The sequence below is a fragment of the Nocardioides sp. NPDC004968 genome (assembly GCF_040608935.1).
In the GTDB taxonomy this organism is placed as follows: Bacteria; Actinomycetota; Actinomycetes; order Propionibacteriales; family Nocardioidaceae; genus Nocardioides.
Genome location: NZ_JBEXJF010000023.1, coordinates 1 through 17,696, shown reverse-complemented (window position 1 = coordinate 17,696; position 17,696 = coordinate 1). Strand labels below are relative to the sequence as shown.

17 protein-coding genes and 1 tRNA gene are annotated in these 17,696 nt (G+C 69.8%); 5 read left to right on the top strand and 13 right to left on the bottom strand.

Annotated features, from left to right (window positions below):
* Window positions 1–6: 6 nt before the first annotated feature.
* Together ABZU72_RS19445 and glyA are read right to left on the bottom strand one after the other, a co-directional pair.
* The gene (locus ABZU72_RS19445; protein WP_355020470.1) at window positions 7–1,224 is read right to left on the bottom strand and encodes a sarcosine oxidase subunit beta family protein; all 1,218 of its coding nucleotides are present in this window, start codon (window positions 1,222–1,224) and stop codon (window positions 7–9) included.
* Entirely contained in the window at window positions 1,224–2,519 is a 1,296-nt protein-coding gene (gene glyA, locus ABZU72_RS19440) for a serine hydroxymethyltransferase (protein WP_355020469.1), read from the bottom strand. The genes ABZU72_RS19445 and glyA overlap by 1 nt, the downstream gene beginning before the upstream one ends.
* Window positions 2,520–2,627: 108 nt before the next feature.
* Here glyA and ABZU72_RS19435 point away from each other — a divergent pair, with 108 nt between their 5' ends.
* Window positions 2,628–3,302 (top strand): GntR family transcriptional regulator, encoded by a 675-nt coding sequence (locus ABZU72_RS19435; protein WP_355020468.1) that lies wholly within the window; start codon window positions 2,628–2,630, stop codon window positions 3,300–3,302.
* 66 nt (window positions 3,303–3,368) lie between these two features.
* On the opposite strand, the gene ABZU72_RS19430 is transcribed toward ABZU72_RS19435, so the two are convergent.
* The 4 genes from ABZU72_RS19430 to dnaG all read right to left on the bottom strand — a co-directional run bounded on the left by ABZU72_RS19430 (window position 3,369) and on the right by dnaG (window position 9,127).
* Window positions 3,369–5,873: an FAD-dependent oxidoreductase gene (locus ABZU72_RS19430; protein WP_355020467.1), complete on the bottom strand. Its 2,505-nt coding sequence runs from the start codon at window positions 5,871–5,873 to the stop codon at window positions 3,369–3,371.
* A 29-nt stretch (window positions 5,874–5,902) separates the two neighbouring features.
* On the bottom strand, window positions 5,903–6,805 hold the full coding sequence (gene purU, locus ABZU72_RS19425; RefSeq protein ID WP_355020466.1) for a formyltetrahydrofolate deformylase: 903 nt from the start codon (window positions 6,803–6,805) through the stop codon (window positions 5,903–5,905).
* A gap of 296 nt (window positions 6,806–7,101) precedes the next feature.
* Window positions 7,102–7,177, bottom strand: a tRNA-Asn gene (locus ABZU72_RS19420).
* Between the two features lie 66 nt (window positions 7,178–7,243).
* Window positions 7,244–9,127 (bottom strand): DNA primase, encoded by a 1,884-nt coding sequence (gene dnaG, locus ABZU72_RS19415; protein WP_355020465.1) that lies wholly within the window; start codon window positions 9,125–9,127, stop codon window positions 7,244–7,246.
* 48 nt (window positions 9,128–9,175) lie between these two features.
* Between dnaG and ABZU72_RS19410 the strand changes: the two genes are divergently transcribed.
* Window positions 9,176–9,862, top strand: coding sequence for a class E sortase (locus tag ABZU72_RS19410; protein ID WP_355020464.1), 687 nt, complete (start codon window positions 9,176–9,178; stop codon window positions 9,860–9,862).
* A gap of 3 nt (window positions 9,863–9,865) precedes the next feature.
* Here ABZU72_RS19410 and ABZU72_RS19405 read toward each other — a convergent pair whose 3' ends face one another.
* Together ABZU72_RS19405 and ABZU72_RS19400 are read right to left on the bottom strand one after the other, a co-directional pair.
* The gene (locus ABZU72_RS19405; RefSeq protein ID WP_355020463.1) at window positions 9,866–10,657 is read right to left on the bottom strand and encodes a carbon-nitrogen hydrolase family protein; all 792 of its coding nucleotides are present in this window, start codon (window positions 10,655–10,657) and stop codon (window positions 9,866–9,868) included.
* A complete protein-coding gene (locus tag ABZU72_RS19400) occupies window positions 10,657–11,589 on the bottom strand; it encodes a 2-hydroxyacid dehydrogenase (protein WP_355020462.1) in 933 nt (310 codons plus the stop codon). The genes ABZU72_RS19405 and ABZU72_RS19400 overlap by 1 nt, the downstream gene beginning before the upstream one ends.
* Before the next feature lie 67 nt (window positions 11,590–11,656).
* Between ABZU72_RS19400 and ABZU72_RS19395 the strand changes: the two genes are divergently transcribed.
* Entirely contained in the window at window positions 11,657–13,045 is a 1,389-nt protein-coding gene (locus tag ABZU72_RS19395) for a GntP family permease (protein WP_355020461.1), read from the top strand.
* An 8-nt stretch (window positions 13,046–13,053) separates the two neighbouring features.
* Here ABZU72_RS19395 and ABZU72_RS19390 read toward each other — a convergent pair whose 3' ends face one another.
* The 5 genes from ABZU72_RS19390 to ABZU72_RS19370 are packed head-to-tail and all read right to left on the bottom strand — an operon-like array spanning window position 13,054 to window position 16,278.
* Window positions 13,054–13,683 (bottom strand): maleylpyruvate isomerase family mycothiol-dependent enzyme, encoded by a 630-nt coding sequence (locus tag ABZU72_RS19390; protein ID WP_355020460.1) that lies wholly within the window; start codon window positions 13,681–13,683, stop codon window positions 13,054–13,056.
* A gap of 5 nt (window positions 13,684–13,688) precedes the next feature.
* Entirely contained in the window at window positions 13,689–14,168 is a 480-nt protein-coding gene (locus tag ABZU72_RS19385) for an SRPBCC family protein (protein ID WP_355020459.1), read from the bottom strand.
* Window positions 14,165–14,482 carry a metalloregulator ArsR/SmtB family transcription factor gene (locus tag ABZU72_RS19380; RefSeq protein ID WP_355020458.1) on the bottom strand — a complete coding sequence of 106 codons (318 nt, stop codon included), beginning with the start codon at window positions 14,480–14,482 and terminating at the stop codon, window positions 14,165–14,167. The genes ABZU72_RS19385 and ABZU72_RS19380 overlap by 4 nt, the downstream gene beginning before the upstream one ends.
* A gap of 42 nt (window positions 14,483–14,524) precedes the next feature.
* Complete coding sequence (locus tag ABZU72_RS19375) at window positions 14,525–15,769, bottom strand: deoxyguanosinetriphosphate triphosphohydrolase (protein WP_355020457.1); 1,245 nt, start codon at window positions 15,767–15,769, stop codon at window positions 14,525–14,527.
* A gap of 47 nt (window positions 15,770–15,816) precedes the next feature.
* The gene (locus ABZU72_RS19370; protein WP_355020456.1) at window positions 15,817–16,278 is read right to left on the bottom strand and encodes an Rrf2 family transcriptional regulator; all 462 of its coding nucleotides are present in this window, start codon (window positions 16,276–16,278) and stop codon (window positions 15,817–15,819) included.
* 92 nt (window positions 16,279–16,370) lie between these two features.
* Here ABZU72_RS19370 and ABZU72_RS19365 point away from each other — a divergent pair, with 92 nt between their 5' ends.
* Together ABZU72_RS19365 and ABZU72_RS19360 are read left to right on the top strand one after the other, a co-directional pair.
* On the top strand, window positions 16,371–17,213 hold the full coding sequence (locus ABZU72_RS19365; RefSeq protein WP_355020455.1) for an SDR family oxidoreductase: 843 nt from the start codon (window positions 16,371–16,373) through the stop codon (window positions 17,211–17,213).
* A 125-nt stretch (window positions 17,214–17,338) separates the two neighbouring features.
* The gene (locus tag ABZU72_RS19360; protein WP_355020454.1) at window positions 17,339–17,563 is read left to right on the top strand and encodes a hypothetical protein; all 225 of its coding nucleotides are present in this window, start codon (window positions 17,339–17,341) and stop codon (window positions 17,561–17,563) included.
* The last annotated feature ends 133 nt before the right edge of the window (window positions 17,564–17,696 follow it).

Sequence of the window (17,696 nt, the reverse complement as noted above, 5' to 3'; positions counted from 1 at the left end):
CTCCTTTCAGTGGGCCACGGCGGCTGCGCCGTGCTCGTCGATGAGGGCACCGGTACTGAATCGCTCCAGCGCGAACGGTGCGTTGTACTCATGCGGCTCGTCGTGGGCGATCGTGTGCGCCATCGTCCAGCCGGCACCCGGCGTGCCCTTGAAGCCGCCGGTGCCCCAGCCACAGTTCACGTAGAGCTGGTCGATCGGCGTCTTGCTCACGACCGGCGAGGCGTCCGGCGTGACGTCGACGATGCCACCCCAGGTCCTGAGCAGATGCGCCCGGGCGAAGATCGGGAACAGCTCGACGGCCGCTGCCATCTGCTCCTCGATCACGTGGAACCCGCCGCGCTGGCCGTAGCCGTTGTACGTATCGACGCCGGCACCCATGACCAGCTCGCCCTTGTGGGCCTGGGAGACGTAGACGTGGACGTGGTTCGACATCACCACCGTGGGGTGGACGGGCTGGTGGAGCTCGGAGACGAGCGCCTGGAGCGGGTGCGACTGGATCGGCAGGTCGAAACCGGCCATCTCGGCGAGGACGCTGGAGTGCCCTGCCGCGCACAGCGCGACCTTGCCGGCCGCGATCGTGCCGCGGCTCGTCTGTACGCCGACCACCCGGTTGCCGTCCTTGACGAAGCCGGTCACCTCGCAGTCCTGGATGAGGTCGACGCCGAGCTCGTCGGCCTTGCGCGCGAACGCCCAGGCGACGTGGTCGTGCTTGGCAATGCCCGCGCGTGGCTGGTAGGTCGCGCCGAGGACCGGGTAGCGGATGTTGTCGCTGGTGTTGATGATCGGGCAGACCTCCTTCACCTGGTCGGCGTCGAGCCACTCCGCGTCGATCCCGTTGAGGCGGTTCGCCTCGCAGCGCCGCACCGAGTCGCGTACGTCCTGCAGCGTGTGGGCGAGGTTGAGCACGCCGCGCTGGCTGAACAGGAAGTCGTAGTCGAGCTCCTCGGGGAGCACCTCCCACTGCTTGAGGGAGTGCTCGTAGATCGCCGCGGACTCGTCCCACAGGTAGTTGGACCGGATGATCGTCGTGTTCCGCGCCATGTTGCCGCCCGCGAGCCAACCACGCTCGAGGACCGCGACGTTCGTGATGCCGTGGTTCTTCGCCAGGTAGTACGCCGTGGCCAGGCCGTGTCCGCCGCCGCCGATGATGACGACGTCGTAGGAGGACTTGGGCTCCGGGTTGCGCCAGAGGAAGTCGGGGTGCTCGGGCAGCAGGTCTGCCATCACTCTGCTCCGTTCGAGTCGAGGAGGTGGGGGTAGAGCGGGTACTTCTCGGCGAGGACGGTGACCCGGCTACGCAGCGCATCGGCGGTCTCATCGGTGAAGTCGTCCTTCAGCGCAGCCGCGATGATGTCGGCCACCTCGCTGAAGTCGGAGTCGCCGAACCCGCGTGTGGCCAGCGCGGGCGTACCGATCCGCAGACCGGAGGAGACCATCGGCGGGCGCGGGTCGAACGGGACGGCGTTGCGGTTGACCGTGATGCCGATGCGGTGGAGCCGATCCTCGCCGTCCTGGCCGTTGAGCTCGGAGTCGCGCAGGTCGACCAGCACGAGGTGGACGTCCGTGCCTCCGCTGACGACCGAGACTCCCGCGGCCGCGACGTCTTCGGCGAGCAGCCGCTCGGCGATGATGCGGGCACCGCGCAGCGTACGCTCCTGGCGCTCGCGGAACTCGGGCTCCGCGGCAACCTTGAAGGCGACCGCCTTGCCGGCGATGACGTGCTCGAGCGGCCCACCCTGCTGGCCGGGGAAGACCGAGGAGTTGATCTTCTTGGCGATGGCCGGGTCGTTGGTGAGGATGACGCCCCCGCGCGGGCCACCCAGGGTCTTGTGCGTGGTCGAGGTGACGACGTCGGCGAACGGCACCGGGTTCGGGTGCAGGCCGGTAGCGACGAGGCCGGCGAAGTGCGCCATGTCGACCATGAGCCGGGCGCCGACCAGGTCCGCGATCCGGCGGAACTCCGCGAAGTCCAGCTGCCGGGGGTAGGCGGACCAGCCGGCGACGATCAGCTTGGGCCGGTGCTCGAGGGCGAGGCGCTCGACCTCGGCCATGTCGATCAGGAAGTCCTCGCGGCTGACCTCGTACGGAACGACCTGGTAGAGGCGCCCGGAGAAGTTGAGCTTCATGCCGTGGGTGAGGTGGCCACCGTGGGCCAGCGAGAGGCCGAGGATGGTGTCGCCGGGCTCGAGGAGGGCGAACATCGCGGCGGCGTTGGCCTGGGCACCCGAGTGTGGCTGGACGTTGGCGTACTCCGCGGAGAACAGCGCCTTGAGGCGGTCGATGGCAAGCTGCTCGATGACGTCGACGTGCTCACAACCGCCGTAGTAGCGGCGGCCGGGGTAGCCCTCGGCGTACTTGTTGGTGAGGACCGATCCCTGAGCCTCCATCACGGCGGCGGGAGCGAAGTTCTCCGAGGCGATCATCTCCAGCGTCGTCTGCTGGCGGCTCAGCTCGGCGTCGATCTGCTCGCTGACCTCGGGATCGAGGTCTGCGAGCGAGGCGGTCAAGACGTCAACCACGATGAACTCCCAACTCTTGAAGTACGATTGATATATCAGTTCGGGATCAACAGTATGCTGGGTAGCGAAGACCTGTCAACGGCCCAGATCAGAAAGCGGTGACTTGGTATGACCGACGTTCAGGCGCCCGCCCCGCCGGCGATCGGCGCAACGATCTCGCTGGCGCACGCGGCCTACGAGCGCATCCGGGATCGGCTGATCATGCTGGACATCAGGCCGGGCGAGCCGATCAACGACGGCAGGCTCGCGGACTCCCTCGGGTTCGGCCGCACTCCGGTGCGAGAGGCCCTCAAACGCCTGGAGACCGACCATCTGGTCATCTCCTACCCGCGCCGCGGCACGTTCGCGACGCCGGTCGACGTCACCGAGCTGGGCGCCATCTCCGACCTGCGTCAGCAGCTCGAGCCGTTCGCCGCCAACCGAGCGGCGACCGCCGCGACCGACCGGATGCGGGCCGAGCTGCGCGCCATGGCCGAGAAGGTTCGCGGTCTCGATCCGTCAGGCGACGACCGGCCCACCCTGATGCGGCTCGACATGTCGGTGCACCGGATGATCTACCGCGCCACGGGCAACAGACACCTCGAGGACGTCCTGGTCCGCTACGACAACCTGGCCACCCGGATCTGGTGCCTGGTCGTGGACAAGCTCCCGGACCTGGCGTCCCACATCTCCGAGCACGCCCCGCTCCTGGAGGCGATCGCCGACGGCGACGCCGAGCTCGCCGAGCGCCTGACCCGCGAGCACATCGACAGCTTCGCGACGGAGATCCGCCGCGTTCTCTGACTGCGTTCTCTAAACATGAGATCGGGCGCCGGCCCACCCGGCCGGCGCCCGATCTCGACCAGTCGGTCAGCCGCGCAAGCGACTCATCTCCGGGTCGAAGAGCGGCTCAGGGGTGACCGTCGCGGGAATCCGCTGGCCGAAGTACTCGATCTCGACCTGGTCGCCCTCGCCGATCTCCGCCGGCAGGTAGGCATAGGCGATCGGCTTGCCGATCGTGAACCCGTACGCCGCGCTGGTGACGTACCCGACCGCGGCCTCGCCCGACAGCACGGGCTCCTTGCCGAGCACCATGGACTTGCCGTCGTCGACGGTGAGGCAGCGCAGCCGGCGAGCCGAGGTCTCCACCGAGCGACCCTCGAGCGCGGCCTTGCCGACGAAGTCCTCCTTGGCGCGCTTCACCGCGAACCCGACGCCTGCCTCGTACGGGTCGTGCTCGGTGGTCATGTCGGCGCCCCAGGACCGGTAGCCCTTCTCTAGCCGGAGCGCGCCGAACGCGGCCCGGCCGGCGGCGACGACACCGTGCTCCTGGCCCGCGTTCCACAGCACGTCCCACAGCTTCTGGCCGTTCTCGGCGGAGGCGTAGATCTCCCAGCCGAGCTCGCCGACATACGACAGCCGCAGGGCCGTGACGGGGATCCCGCCGATGGTGGCCCGCTTGCCGCGGAAGTACTTCAGTCCGTCGTTGGTGAAGTCGTCCGCGCTGACCTTGGCGATCAGGTCCCTGGCCAGCGGCCCCCACAGGCCGATGCAGCAGGTGCCGCCGGTGGTGTCGCGGATCTGGGTGGCGAGGGCCGGGTCCTCGGCCCGCAGCTTGCGGGCCTCCCGGCGGAGGTACGCCAGGTCGACCGTGCCGTTGGCACCGACCTGGTAGAGCTCGTCCTCGAGTCGGGCGACGGTGATGTCGCTCTTGATCCCGCCCTGCTCGTCGAGGAACAGGGTGTAGGTCACCGCACCGGGCTTCTTGGCGACGTCTCCGGTGGTGAGCCGCTGCAGCAGGGTCTCGGCTCCGGGCCCGGAGACCTCGAGGCGGCGCAGCGGCGTCATGTCGTACATGGCGACCGCGGTGCGGGTCTTCCAGGCCTCGACGGCCGCGATCGGCGAGTGGTAGCGGGCCGACCAGTCGTCGCGCGTCGGCGACTTCCACTCCTCCGGCAGCTCGTCCAGCAGGGCCGCGTTGGCCTCGTACCAGTGCGGCCGCTCCCAGGTCCCGGCCTCGAGGAAGAAGGCGCCGAGCTCGACCTGGCGGGCGTGGAACGGGCTGACCCGGATGTCGCGGGGCGACTCTTTGGGCTGCAGCGGGTGGAGGATGTCGTAGATCTCGACGAAGTTCTGCTGAGACGTCTCGCTGACGTACGCCGGAGCCAGCTGGGTCTCCTCGAAGCGGTTGAGCTCGAGGTCGGCGAGGTCGTACTGCGACCGTCCGGTGGTCAGCACCTCCGCCACCGCCCGGGCGACGCCGGCCGAGTGGGTGACCCAGACCGCCTCGGCAACCCAGAAGCCGTCGAGGTCGCGGGACTCGCCGACGAGCGAGCCGCCGTCGGGCGTGAACGAGAAGATGCCGTTGAACGACGACTCCGCGATCTCCGCCTCCTGGAGGCACGGGAGAAGCTTGCGGCACTCGTCCCACGGGCCCTCGAAGTCCTCGGGCGTGAAGTCGAGCCGGGACGGCATGTTCTCGTCGTCGACGTGCTCCGGGGTCGGACCCAGATCGGAGGCGACGTACGGCATCGGCTTGTGGGCGTACGAGCCGATCCCGTAGGCATCGCCCCACTCCCGGAAGTAGAGGTCCTGGTCCTGGTGTCGCAGGATCGGCAGGGTCGCGCCGTCAACAGCCTTGTGCTTGCCGCTCAGCACCGGGACGGGAGTTGTCTTGATGAACTGGTGGGCGAGCGGGAGGAGCGGCACCTTGGTGCCCGCCATCGCGCCGACCTCGACGCCCCAGAACCCGGCACACGAGACGACGATGTCTGCCTCGACGACGCCGCCGGTGGTCTCGACGCCGGTGACGCGGCCGCCCTCCTGGAGCACTCCGGTCACAGCGGTGTGCTCGAGGTAGGTGACGCCGGCCGCCTGCGTACGCTCGACGAGCAGGTCGACGGCGCGCGCCGCCCGGGCCAGGCCGTCGGTGGGGATGTGCAGCGCCGCGAGGACCTGCGACTCGTCCAGGTGCGGGTAGAGGTCCTTGCACTCGGCGGGGCCGATCACCCGGGCGTCGATCCCCCAGGACTTCGCGTAGCCGAGCTTGCGGTAGAGCTCAGCGACGCGGGCCTCGGTGGTCGCGACCTCGAGGCCGCCGACCTGGTTGAAGCAGCTCACCCCGTCCTTCTCCAGGGACAGGAACTTCTCCACGGTGTACTTGGCGAACAGGGTCATCGTCTTCGAGGGGTTGATCTGGAAGACGAGACCGGGGGCGTGGGAGGTCGAGCCACCAGGCAGGCTGAGTGGGCCCTGTTCGATGACCGTGATGTCGGACCAGCCGCGCGACACGAGTTCGTCCGCGAGGTTCGTGCCGACGATGCCGGCGCCGATGATGACTGTGCGGGGCGAGACGGTGCTGTCGGAGGACGGCATGAGCAACTCCTGAGGTTCTGGGTTGGTGGTCAGCGGAAGACGACGGTGCTGGAGCCGTGCATGAAGACGCGGTGCTCGCAGTGCCAGCGGACGGCGCGCGAGAGCGCCAGGCACTCGGCGTCCTGGCCGACGGTCGCCAGAGCCTGCGGTGTGTAGGTGTGGTCGACCCGGTTGACCTCCTGCTCGATGATTGGCCCCTCATCGAGGTCGGCGGTGACGTAGTGAGCGGTGGCACCGACGAGCTTCACGCCACGTTCGTGCGCCTGGTGATAGGGCTTGGCCCCCTTGAAGCCGGGCAGGAACGAGTGATGGATGTTGATCGCGCGACCCTCGAGCTGGCGGCAGAGGCCATCCGTGAGGATCTGCATGTAGCGGGCGAGCACGACCAGGTCGACGTCGTACTCCTCGACCAGGTCGAGCATGCGCTGCTCGGCCTGCGGCTTGGTCTCGGGCGTGACCGGGATATGGATGAACTCCAAGCCGGCCGCCTCCGCCATGGGGCGGAGATCCTCGTGGTTGGACGCGACGACAGCGATCTCGGCTCCCAGAGTCCCCCCACGCCACCGGAAGATGAGGTCGTTGAGACAGTGGCCGAACTTGGAGACCATCACCAGCAGTCGCGGCTTGCGCTCGTCGTGGAATGCGTACGACATGCCGAACCGGTCCGCGATCGGCCCGAACGCAGCGGTGAGCTCGTCGACGTCGGCCCCGTCAACCGACGCGAACGCGGTCCGAAGGAAGAACAGCTCCCCCACCCGGTCGTCGTGCTGCTGGTGCTCGAGGATGTCGAACCCGCGGTCGTACAGGAAGCTCGTGACCGCCTGCATGATCCCCGGGCGCTCCTGGCACGACAGCGTCAGCACGTTGGCCGTCGCAGTGGGGGCGGTCGCCACGGACGCAACGGCGGTCGAGCTTGGCGGGCTGATGGTCATGCTGGGCTCCTGAATGCCGGTAATGATACACAACTCATATATCAGAATGATCGTAGAACGGCTCTCAGATCGCCGTCAAGGGCCTCGCGCCCTGGACCATCGGCCTGAACAGTTGGGCGAGAGCCACTGAGCCAGGCATCAGCCAGGGTCGCGGGAACCCTCCGCGACTGGCTGAGATCGGGCTTCACGCATCCGCAGCGAACACTGATGCCGGGTGAAAGGCGGGAGATACAACCCACCGTCGAAATGAAGAAAGCCTCTGACCAGTTCGTTTTGCCTGGTCAGAGGCTCTTTAGTGGCTCCCCCGGTTGGACTCGAACCAACAACCCTCCGGTTAACAGCCGAATGCTCTGCCAATTGAGCTACAGGGGAATTGCACCTTGCGGCGCGGGTGAAACCTTAGCAACCCGGAAGCGGCGAGCGGAAATCGGCAGGCCGTCACTCGGCGACGAGGTTGCGGAGGCCGCGGCGGTGCTGTTCGAGGGCGGCGAGCTGGGCGAAAAGACGGTTGTAGGACTCGGGGTCGGCGGCCGCGTCGGAGCGCTGCAGACGGCTCTTCACCTCGGCGATGCGGCGCTGGTCGAGGAGCTCGAGGAGGCGTACGACGTATTGCAGGACGTACGCCGAGTCCGGCTCCTTCGCCGACGGGATCGGCTCCACGGCGAGCTCGGCGAGGATGCGGCTGACGAGCGGGTCCGAGGCGGCGGCACCGAGCTTCTGGGCCCAGCCGGCGTCGCCGGTGCCGGCTCCGGGGCCGCCGAGGCCGGCGATGATCTCCCACAGCGCCCGGTAGAGGGGGTGGGTGAAGGCCTCGGGGGTGATCTCGCCGGTGGTGCGGCCCAGGGCGACGGGGTGCTGCACGAAGAGCTTGAGAGTCTCGCGCTCGACCGTGAAGCGCGGCTCGCGCGGATGCGGCATGGGCGGGCGCTGCGGCGCGGCGGGAGCCTCGGGAGCGGTGACGGCCTCACGCCGTGGCGGAGCAGTCGAGGGCGCGGGACGGCCGGCGGCGCGGCGTACCTCTCGGGCCGCCTCGTCAGGGTCGACGCCGAGGAAGCGAGCCAGGTCGCGGGTGAAGCCCATCTTCTTGGACTCGTCCCGCACGGAGGCGACCAGCGGGGCCGCCTCACGGAGGGCATCGACTCGCCCGTCGGCACGGTCCAGGTCGTATTTCGAAGCGACGTTGCGCAGCACGAACTCGTAGAGCGGGACGCGGTTGGCGAGCAGCTCGCGGACCGCCTCGTCGCCCTTCTTGATCCGCAGGTCGTTGGGGTCGAGGCCGTCGGGCTCGACGGCGACGTAGGTCTGCGAGGTGAAGTTGCCGTCACCCTTGAACGCCTTCAGCGCCGCGGCCTGACCGGCGGCGTCGCCGTCGAAGGTGAACACGACCGCGCCGCGCAGCTGCTGGTCGTCGGAGATGAACCGGCGCAGCACCTTCGCGTGGTCGTCACCGAACGCGGTGCCGCAGGTCGCCACGGCGGTGGTGATCCCGGCGAGGTGGCAGGCCATCACGTCGGTGTAGCCCTCCACGATCACGGCCTCGCGGGTGCGGGCCATCTCCTTGCGGGCCAGGTCGATGCCATAGAGGACGTGGGACTTCTTGTAGAGAGGCGTCTCGGAGGTGTTGAGGTATTTCGCCTCGATGCGGTCGTCGTCGAATAGCCGGCGCGCGCCGAAGCCGATGACATCTCCACCCGACTCCCGGATCGGCCACATCAGCCGGCCGCGGAACCGGTCGTAGTGCGATCGGCCGTGCGCCACCAGGCCGGCGATGACGACCTCCTCGTCCGAGAACCCGCGCGCACGCAGGTGGCGGTAGAGGTCCTCTCCCCCGCGCGGCGAGAAGCCGACGCCGAAGTGCAGCGCCGCGTCGCGGTCGAAGCCCTTCTCGGCGAGGAACTGCCGGGCGACGACGGCGTCCGCGGTGAGCAGCTGCTCGGCGTAGAACTCGGCGGCGACCTTGTGGGCCTCGACCAGCTTGCCGCGACCGGGGCCGCGCCGGACCGGCGCCTCGTCGCCCTCCTCGCGCTGGACCTGCACGCCGACCTTGTCGCCGAGCCGCTCGACCGCCTCGAAGAAGCTCAGCCCCTCGAGCTTCATCACGAAGTCGATGACGTCGCCGCCCTCTTGGCAACCGAAGCACTTGAAGAAGCCCCGCGACGGGTTCACGTTGAACGACGGCGACTTCTCGTCGTGGAACGGGCACAGGCCCTTGTAGGTCCCCGGGCCCGCGCGGCGCAGCGTGACGTACTGGGAGACGATGTCGTCCAGGCGCGCCTTCTCACGCACCTCTTGGATGCTCGTCTCCTTGATGCGGCCCGCCACAACGCCTGATCCTACGGGGCTGTGGATCGGCCTGAGATGCTTGACCTGATGTCCGCCACCACACCGGCCCGACCGCCGGCCCGAACGCGGGCCCGCCGGGCGACTTTCTGGCTCGGCCTCGTGATGGTCCTGGCCGGTGTGGGGCTCCTCGGCTACGCCGCCTGGGAGCTCTACGGCACCACGATCGTCAGCAAGCAACGCCAGCAGGAAGCGACCTCGACGATCGAGAAGGCGTGGGACTCGGGCCGGGCCGGGGCCACGACCGAGTTCGGTTCGGCCGAGGCGCTGATCGAGATCCCCCGCTTCGGCGAGAACTACCGGATCCCGGTCCTCGAAGGCACCTCGGACCGGGCGCTGGGCGCCGGTTTCGGCCACTTCACCGGCACCGCCGGGCCCGGCGAGGTCGGCAACTTCGCGCTCGCCGGCCACCGGATCACCCACGGCGAGCCGCTGCGCGACCTCCCGAAGCTCCGCGAAGGCGACGAGATCCGCGTGCTGACCAGGGAGAAGACGTACGTCTATGCCCTCACAAGCGGCGGCGACGACCTGATCGTGCCGTTCACCTCCGTCTGGGTCACCGACCCGCTTCCCGACAACCCCGACCGTGGTGGGGTGGAGCCCGAGCAGGTCGAGGGCCAGCGCCTGATCACCCTCACCACCTGCTCCGAGCTCTTCCACACCGACAACCGGATGATCGCCTTCGGCAGGCTCGTCGCCGAGGAGCCGGCCGGCTGACGGCTAGAGGCGGAGCGTACGCCGCGGGCCGAGGTCGGCTCGGTGGTCGGCCCACATCCGCTGCTCGTCCCGAACGCGCGTGACCTCGGCCGGGTCGATCGTGGCGAGGACCATCCCAGGGGTGGCGTCGTCGAGCCGCTCGACCGGCCGGCCGAGCGGGTCGTAGACCGCGGAGCCGCCGATGAGGCCCAGCGGCCCGCCGACGAGACCGGCGAAGGCGACGTACATCGAGTTGTCCAGCGCCCGGGCGGCGTAGTGCAGGTCGCGTCGGTGACCGCCGCCGGGGAAGTAGGCGCCGGTGTTGAGGTAGAGGATCGCGCCGTCGGCGGCCGCGGCAGCGGCGTGCTCGGGGAAGTTGGCGTCGTAGCAGACCGACAGCGCCACCAGGACGCCGTCGATCTCGACCGTCGTGCCGTGCTCGCCGGGCTCGAAGCGTTCGACCTCTGGCGGGTAGAGGTGCTGTTTGTCGTACCCCGCGACCGGCTCCTCAGCCGGCGCGATGACCAGGCTGGTGATCGCCCGCCGGCCGGCCTGGGCGAGAGGCGAGTTGAGCACGAGCACCGCGCCGGTCTCGTCCACGGCGGCCTGCGCGGGGGCGAGCCAGGCGGTGTCGTCGAGCGAGGGCAGCGGGCCGTCGAAGGCGTCGAGGTCCCACGAGGTCGTGAACGTCTCCGGCAGCGCGACCAACCGCGCGCCCTTCGCCGCCGCCTCGCGGACCCGGTCCGCTGCGGTCGCGACGTTGGCCGCCACGTCGCCCGGCACCGCCGTCTCCTGGACGACCGCGATCCGCAGCATCAGTAGGCGCCCGACATCACGTTGGCCAGCGGCTCGCCGGCGGCGAACCGCTCGAGCTGCTCGCGTACGACGCGGTAGGCCCGGGGCCACATCGCGCTCGACGCGCCACCGACGTGTGGGGTGATGAGCAGGTTGGGCGAGCTCCACAGCGGACTCTCCGCCGGGAGCGGCTCCGACTCGGCGACGTCGATAGCCGCGTGGATCCGCTTCGTGGCGAGCTCGTCGACCAGGTCGGCGGTGACCACGACACCGCCACGGGCGACATTGACCAGCAGTGCGCCGTCCTTCATCTGCCCCAGGAACTTCCGGTCGACGAGGCCGCGGGTCTCGTCGGTGAGTGGCGTGGCCAGCACGATCACGTCGGCCTCGGGCACGAGTGTGTCGAGCTCGTCGAAGCCGCGCACACCCTCCCGCGCGGTCCGCGCGACCCCGACCACCTCGGTCTCGAACGGAAGCAACCGTGCCTCGATGGCCCGGCCGATCGCTCCGTACCCGACGATCAGGACCCTCTTGTCCGCCAGCGACGGGAACCAGCCGGGCCGCCAGGCGTGCTCGTCCTGGTGGCGTACGTGGCCGGGGATGCCCCGCAGCGACGACAGGACCAGCGTGACGGCGAGCTCGGCGGTCGAGGTGTCATGGATGCCGCGGCCGTTGCAGAGGGTCACGCCCTCGGGGATGTGGCCGCGGGCGGCGTCGACCCCCGCGGTGAGCAGCTGTACGACCTGGAGCGAGGTCATCTGGCTGACGACGTCGAAGATGCGCGAGCCGAGCATGTAGGGCGGCAGGTAGAAGGCCACCTCATCCACCGAGTCGGGCACCTCCACCTCGCCACCGGTGAAGCGGGTGTGGTCGAAGAGCTCGAAGCGGAGGCCCGCGGGCACCTCGCCCAGCTCGGACGGGTCGAAGGGCAGCCAGACGAGGGGATCGCTCACACCGGGAGACTCTCCCATACCCCGGTAGGGGTGACTTGAATCACATCCCGTCGCTAGGGTGTCCGCCATGGATCCGCTGGCCCCCGCTCACCCGACCTGGGTGATGCTCCTGATCGCCGCTGTCGCGGTCGCCGTACTCCTCGTCCTGATCGTCAAGGTCAAGCTGCACGCGTTCATCTCGCTGGTGCTGGTCAGCGCGGTCACCGCGGTCGTGGCCGGTATCCCGGTCGCCGACGTCCCCGTGGCGATGCTGGCAGGCTTCAGCGCCACGCTCGGCTCGGTGGCGCTGCTGGTGGCGTTCGGCGTGATGCTCGGGCGGCTGCTGGAGGTGACCGGCGGTGCGCAGGTGCTCGCCGACACGCTCATCGGCGCGTTCGGCGAGAAACGTGCCCCGCTCGCGCTCGGCGTCGCCGCGCTGTTCTTCGGTTTCCCTATCTTCTTCGACGCCGGCCTGGTCGTCTTCCTGCCGATCATCTTCGCGGTCGCTCGACGCTTCGGCGGCTCGATCCTCATCTACGCCCTGCCCACCGCCGGCAGCTTCGCGGCGATGCACGCGGTCGTACCGCCCCACCCGGGCCCGGTCGCCGCCGCCACGGAGCTCGGCGGCGACATCGGTCTCACCCTCCTGATCGGTGTGCCGGTCGCCGTCCTGGCCTGGATCCCCGGCGCCTACCTCGTCGGCACCAGGCTCGGCGCCCGATACAACCCGGAGCCGCCCAACGTCTTCGCGACCGGTGATACGGACGACGTGTTGGAGAGCGGCGCCACTCCCCCGCCGTTCGCCACCGTCGTGCTCCTCCTGGCTCTGCCCCTCGTCCTGATCGGTCTCAACACGGTCGCCAGCACGCTGATCGCCGCCGGGACGGTCAGCGAAGACGCCACCTGGGCCAGCGCCCTGATCCTCATCGGCCAGACCCCGATCGCGCTGCTGATCACCGTGCTCGTCGCGATCTTCGTGCTCGCGCCTGGCCGGTTCCCCATCGGCCGGGCGAGCGACATCGTCGACAAGGCGCTCGGCCCGATCTGCGCGATCATCCTGATCACCGGCGCCGGCGGCATGTTCGGCGGCGTGCTGCGCATCAGCGGGATCGGCGAGGCGCTGTCCACCTCGCTCTCCGGTCTCGGGATGTCGCTCATCGTGCAGGCGTTCCTGATCGCCACCCTGCTCCGGGTCGCCCAGGGCTCCGCGACCGTCGCGCTGACCACCACCGCCGGCCTGATCTCCGCCCAGGTCGCTGCCGCGGGACTGGGCAACTTCGACATCGCCCTGCTCGTCTTCGCCATCGCGGCCGGCGCGACCGTCCTCTCCCACGTCAACGACTCCGGGTTCTGGCTGGTCAGCCGCTTCTTCGGGATGGACGTCATCACCACCCTGAAGACCTGGACGGTCCTGGAGACCACCCTCGGCCTCTCGGTCTTCGTGATCGCGTCGGCGCTCTGGATCGTCGTTCCCTAGCTCCGGGCTCAGCCGGTACGCCGCACCCTGCTCTCGAGCGTCGCCAGACCCGGTCCGGTGAGCTCGGTCAGCGCGACGGCCCGCCCGCAGACCGCCATCAGCAGCGCCTCGCCCGGACCGGTGACCGCCTCCCCGCTCCCGCGGGACCAGTCGAGGTCCGTGGCCACCAGACGCAGGCCGCGTACGTTGCGCCTGGCCGGCAGCGGCGGGGCCATCAACGCGAAGTCGAGCACCGGCGTGAGCCGTTCGGCCGGCACCTCGCGCGGCCGTCCGAGCGCCCGGCGGATGTCCTGGTGATGGATGAGGCCGTCGGTCAGCCCGATCCTGGCATCGGCCATCGCCGTCGGCCCGGACGGTCGGGCATGCGCGCGCACGTAGGCGACCAGCTCGCCCGGGGACCGTTCGCCGAACTCCCGGAGACGGCGGGCATTCATCCGGCCGAACCGGAACCCGGCGCGCAGAAAGCGCCCGGCGAACTCGCCCAGCCCGATCTCCTCATAGCTGATCAGGTGCGCGACGACGTCCCGCACCGTCCATCCGCTGCACAGCGAGGGCCGCTCCCAGTGCTCCGGCTCGAGCGTCTCGAGGAAGTCGGCGAGATCCTTCCGCTCGGCCGTCGCGAGCGCGGTGCGGTCCACCCCGATCACGCCTGCGCGAGAGCCCGGAAGCGCTCCAGGTAGATCCCCCAGGCGTCCGGCCCGGCGGCCCGGTCACGCCAGCCCTGCCACCCGGCGCCGTGCCGGTCGAGATGACGGTGCTCGAGGCGTACGTGGGTCTGCTCCGCGCCCACGGCGGTGAAGGTGAACTCGACCTCGCTGCACCGCGAAGGATCCGGCTCGAGCTGGAAGTCGGGGGTGATTTCCCAGGAGATCACCAGCCGGTGGGGCGGTTCGACGGCGAGGACGCGCGCCCACTGACAGGTGCTGCCGTCGACGCCGCGGTCGTAGACGCGACCGCCGACGCGAGGCTCCAGCACCGTCTCGGCGATCTCGACGGGGAGCAGGTTGTGCTCGCGCGGCTTGATCCGGTCGAAGTCCTCGGTGAACACCTTGAAGGCGTGCTCGACCGGGACGTCGACGGTGATCTCCAGGTCCACGGAGGTCTTTTCGCGGGTGGTGCTCATGGCTGCTCCTTCTTTGCCCGGTAGCTGTCCTCAGCCACCTGCTTGAACGAATGCAACGCCTGGGTCCAGTACGTCTCCAGCTCGGCGCGCAGCTCGGCCAGGCCCTCGAGCCGGGCCTGGTAGATCCGGCGACGACCGGCCGGGGTCACCGACACCAGCCCGGCCTCGCGCAAGATCTTGAGGTGCTGGGACACCGCGGCCATGCTCACCGGCAGGGCATCGGTGATCTCGCCCACCGAGCACGGCCCGGCGGCCACCCGGGCCAGGATCTGGCGGCGGGTGGAGTCGGAGACGGCGTACCAGACATCGGTCACGTCATTTAAGGTAACGCTTAAATGACGTGACCGCAATGGTGATCAAGAGCGCCGGCAGAGCCGTTCGTGCCAGGCCAGGGCGGTGATGTCGGTGAGCGAGGCGACCTGGTCGAGCACGACGCGGAGCCGGGCGGCGTCGTCGGCCGCGTCCTGCCAGTCGTCGGCGAACTGCCGGTCGAGGTCGTCCGGCCCGGTGGCGACGAGGTGCTCGAGGAGCTCGCCGAGCAGGTTGCGCTGGCGGTCCATCTTCACGGCGCGCTCGTCGGTGCGCATCACGTAGTGCGCCGCGATCCCCTTCAGCAGCGCGATCTCCAAGCGGGTCTGCTCCGGCACCACCAGATCGGCGCCGTAGCGGACATAGGGACCGCCGCCGGCGGCGTACGTCGCCTCCCGCACCGCCCCGCAGAACCGGCCGATGACGTCGGAGGTCAGGTTCTTGAGCATGGCCCGGGACCGGCGAGATGCGTCGTACACGGCGCCCTCGGGGATCCAGCAGCCGGCGGCATCCAGGTCGGCGATGGTCGAGACCGCGACAGCGCGGTCGAAGCCGGGGACGTACCAGTCGGCGACGGTCGCGGCCACGCCGTCGAGGTCGAGGCGGGCGAGGTCGACCTTGCCGGCGACGATGCCGTCCTCGACGTCGTGGACGGAGTAGGCAACGTCGTCGGAGAGGTCCATGATCTGCGCCTCGACACACTGCCGCTGTCCGGCATCCGCGGCGCGCAGCCAGGTGAAGACCGGCAGGTCGTCCTCGTAGACGCCGAACTTCGCGCCCTTCCGCTCACCGAAGCCCCACGGGTACTTCGTGCACGCGTCCAGCGTCGCCCGGGTCAGGTTGAGCCCGACCGAGCGCCCGTCGGCGTCGAAGGTCTTCGCCTCCAGCCGGGTCAGGATGCGCAGCGTCTGCGCGTTGCCCTCGAACCCACCGATCCCCTTCGCCTGCTCGGCGAGCACGTTCTCGCCGTTGTGCCCGAACGGCGGGTGCCCGAGGTCGTGCGCGAGGGCCGCGGTCTCGGCGATGTCGGGCTGTGGCGAGTCCGGGCCGTTCAGGGCACGCGACAGGTCGCGCGCGACCTGGGCGACCTCGAGCGAGTGGGTCAGCCGATTGCGTACGAAATCGTCGGCCTGGGGCCCCACGACCTGGGTCTTCGCCGCCAGCCGCCGGGTCGAGGCGGCATGCACCACGCGGGCGCGGTCGCGCTCGAACTGCGTACGCTCCGGCGCGACCACCCGCTTGGGCGGCTCGGCGACGATCCGCTCGCGGTCGGCGGCCCCATATAGCTCCACGGTTGAGAGGCTAACGGCTGCGGCTCCCAGCGGCGCCATGGCCGCCCTCAGGGCAGCAGGATCGCGAAGTCCTCCGCGTTGAAACCGGCCGTCGACATGACGTCGTCGAGCGTGATTCCCGAGAGCTCGTCGAGGACGGCGCGGGCCACGCGGCGGTCGAGGTCGACGAGCACGCCCTGGATGTTGGCACCCACCGCGCAGGCGGGGTTGGGGCCATGGATGCCGAGGACCTGATCGTCGCCCTGCAGCACCTGCCACACCTGGGCGAGGTTCACCGTCCCGGGGTCGACCGCCAGCTCCCATCCCCCGTGGGCGCCGGGACGGGACCGGACCAGACCGGCCGTACGCAGCGGACCGAGCACCTTGCGCACATGGACCGGGTTGACCGCGGTGCTGCCGGCGAGCTCGTCGGAGCTGACGGGGGTCGTGCGGCCGGCGGCAGCGCACGAGGCGAGGTACGTCAGGACATGGACGGCCACCGCGAAACGGGTGTTCGTCGGGGCGGCCATACCCCCATCTTGCCTTATTGCCATCGGTATGACTACATTTATGAAACCGTCACCGCCGTGACTACAGTTACGGCACTACCGATAGGACTCCCATGACCATCGCCATCACTGGTGCCTCCGGCCAGCTCGGCCGCCTCGTCGCCGACCAGCTCCTCACCACCGTCGACCCCGCCGAGATCGTGCTCCTCACCCGCGACCCCGCCAAGCTCGCCGACTACGCCGAGCGCGGTGCCGACGTCCGTGCCGCCGACTTCAGCAAGCCCGACGAGCTGGTCGAGGCCTTCGCCGGCGTCGAGCGCGTGCTGCTGATCTCCACCGACGCCGTCGGCGCCCGCGTCGAGGGCCACCTCGCCGCGATCGACGCGGCCGTCAAGGCGGGCGTGCGCCACATGGCCTACACCTCGGTCTCCGGGCCGACCGCGGACAACCCTGCCGGCGTCGTCGCCGACCACGCCGCCACCGAGGACGCGCTGCGCGAGAGCGGCCTGGCCTGGACCATGCTCCGCAACAACCTCTACGCCGACATGCAGGTCGACTCCGTAGCCCAGGCCGCCGCGGCCGGACAGCTGGTCACCAACACCGGCGACGGCGGCGCGGCCTACGTCACCCGGGCCGACTGCGCGGCTGTCGCCGCCGGGGTCCTGACGGGCGAGGGGCACGAGGGCAAGGCGTACGACGTCACCGGCCCGCACGCCTACACCGCGGCCGACCTGGCCGAGCTCGCCACCCAGAAGTCCGGCAAGCCGGTCGAGGTCGTCCAGGTCGACGACGAGGCCTACACCGCCGGCCTGGTCTCCGCCGGGCTCCCGGACTTCATCGCCCCGCTGCTCACCTCGTTCGGCACCGCGACCCGCCTCGGCAAGCTCGCCACCGTCACCGACGTCGTCGAGCAGGTCGGCGGCCGCAAGCCCACTCCGCTGAGCGCGCTGGTCTGATCTCACCTTGGCGGCCCGGCGTAGATTTGGGGTGACTGACCGGAGATGAGGCCTCCATCCGGACACGCTCGTGCCGGTCGAGAGGCGGACATCATGTCGACGTCCCGAGAGATCGGCCTGTGACCATGGCCGGCATCGTCCTCCGCGTACGACTCATCGGCGGTGACAGCATGGACGTCGTCTACGACGACGCAGAGACGGCGAGCGAGGCCGAGACGATCGACCACCTCGCCGCCGTACTGTCGAGCGACACCGGCGTCATCCGCTGCCGGCACGGCGACCGACTGCTGCTGTTGTACGCCCGCGGGATCTCCACGGTGGAAGTAGCGCCCCGAGGCGCGGTCCTCTGAGCGATAAACCCGCCGAGTCGGCGCGTCATGACGCGCCGACTCGGCGGGAGGGTTTTAGGCGTGGGGGACCTGGTGGGGTTGGTTTGGGGGGGGTTAGGGCTGGGGGGGGGGGGGGGCTGGGTGTTTTTAAGCG

Coding starts and splice junctions, on each gene's coding strand:
- ABZU72_RS19385 (WP_355020459.1), bottom strand. CDS start 14,168: ATGAGCACCACCCGCGAAAAGACCTCCGTGGACCTGGAGATCACCGTC.
- ABZU72_RS19410 (WP_355020464.1), top strand. CDS start 9,176: ATGTCCGCCACCACACCGGCCCGACCGCCGGCCCGAACGCGGGCCCGC.
- purU (WP_355020466.1), bottom strand. CDS start 6,805: ATGACCATCAGCCCGCCAAGCTCGACCGCCGTTGCGTCCGTGGCGACC.
- ABZU72_RS19395 (WP_355020461.1), top strand. CDS start 11,657: ATGGATCCGCTGGCCCCCGCTCACCCGACCTGGGTGATGCTCCTGATC.
- ABZU72_RS19365 (WP_355020455.1), top strand. CDS start 16,371: ATGACCATCGCCATCACTGGTGCCTCCGGCCAGCTCGGCCGCCTCGTC.
- ABZU72_RS19360 (WP_355020454.1), top strand. CDS start 17,339: ATGGCCGGCATCGTCCTCCGCGTACGACTCATCGGCGGTGACAGCATG.
- ABZU72_RS19370 (WP_355020456.1), bottom strand. CDS start 16,278: ATGGCCGCCCCGACGAACACCCGTTTCGCGGTGGCCGTCCATGTCCTG.
- ABZU72_RS19405 (WP_355020463.1), bottom strand. CDS start 10,657: ATGCTGCGGATCGCGGTCGTCCAGGAGACGGCGGTGCCGGGCGACGTG.
- ABZU72_RS19435 (WP_355020468.1), top strand. CDS start 2,628: ATGACCGACGTTCAGGCGCCCGCCCCGCCGGCGATCGGCGCAACGATC.
- ABZU72_RS19445 (WP_355020470.1), bottom strand. CDS start 1,224: ATGGCAGACCTGCTGCCCGAGCACCCCGACTTCCTCTGGCGCAACCCG.
- ABZU72_RS19430 (WP_355020467.1), bottom strand. CDS start 5,873: ATGCCGTCCTCCGACAGCACCGTCTCGCCCCGCACAGTCATCATCGGC.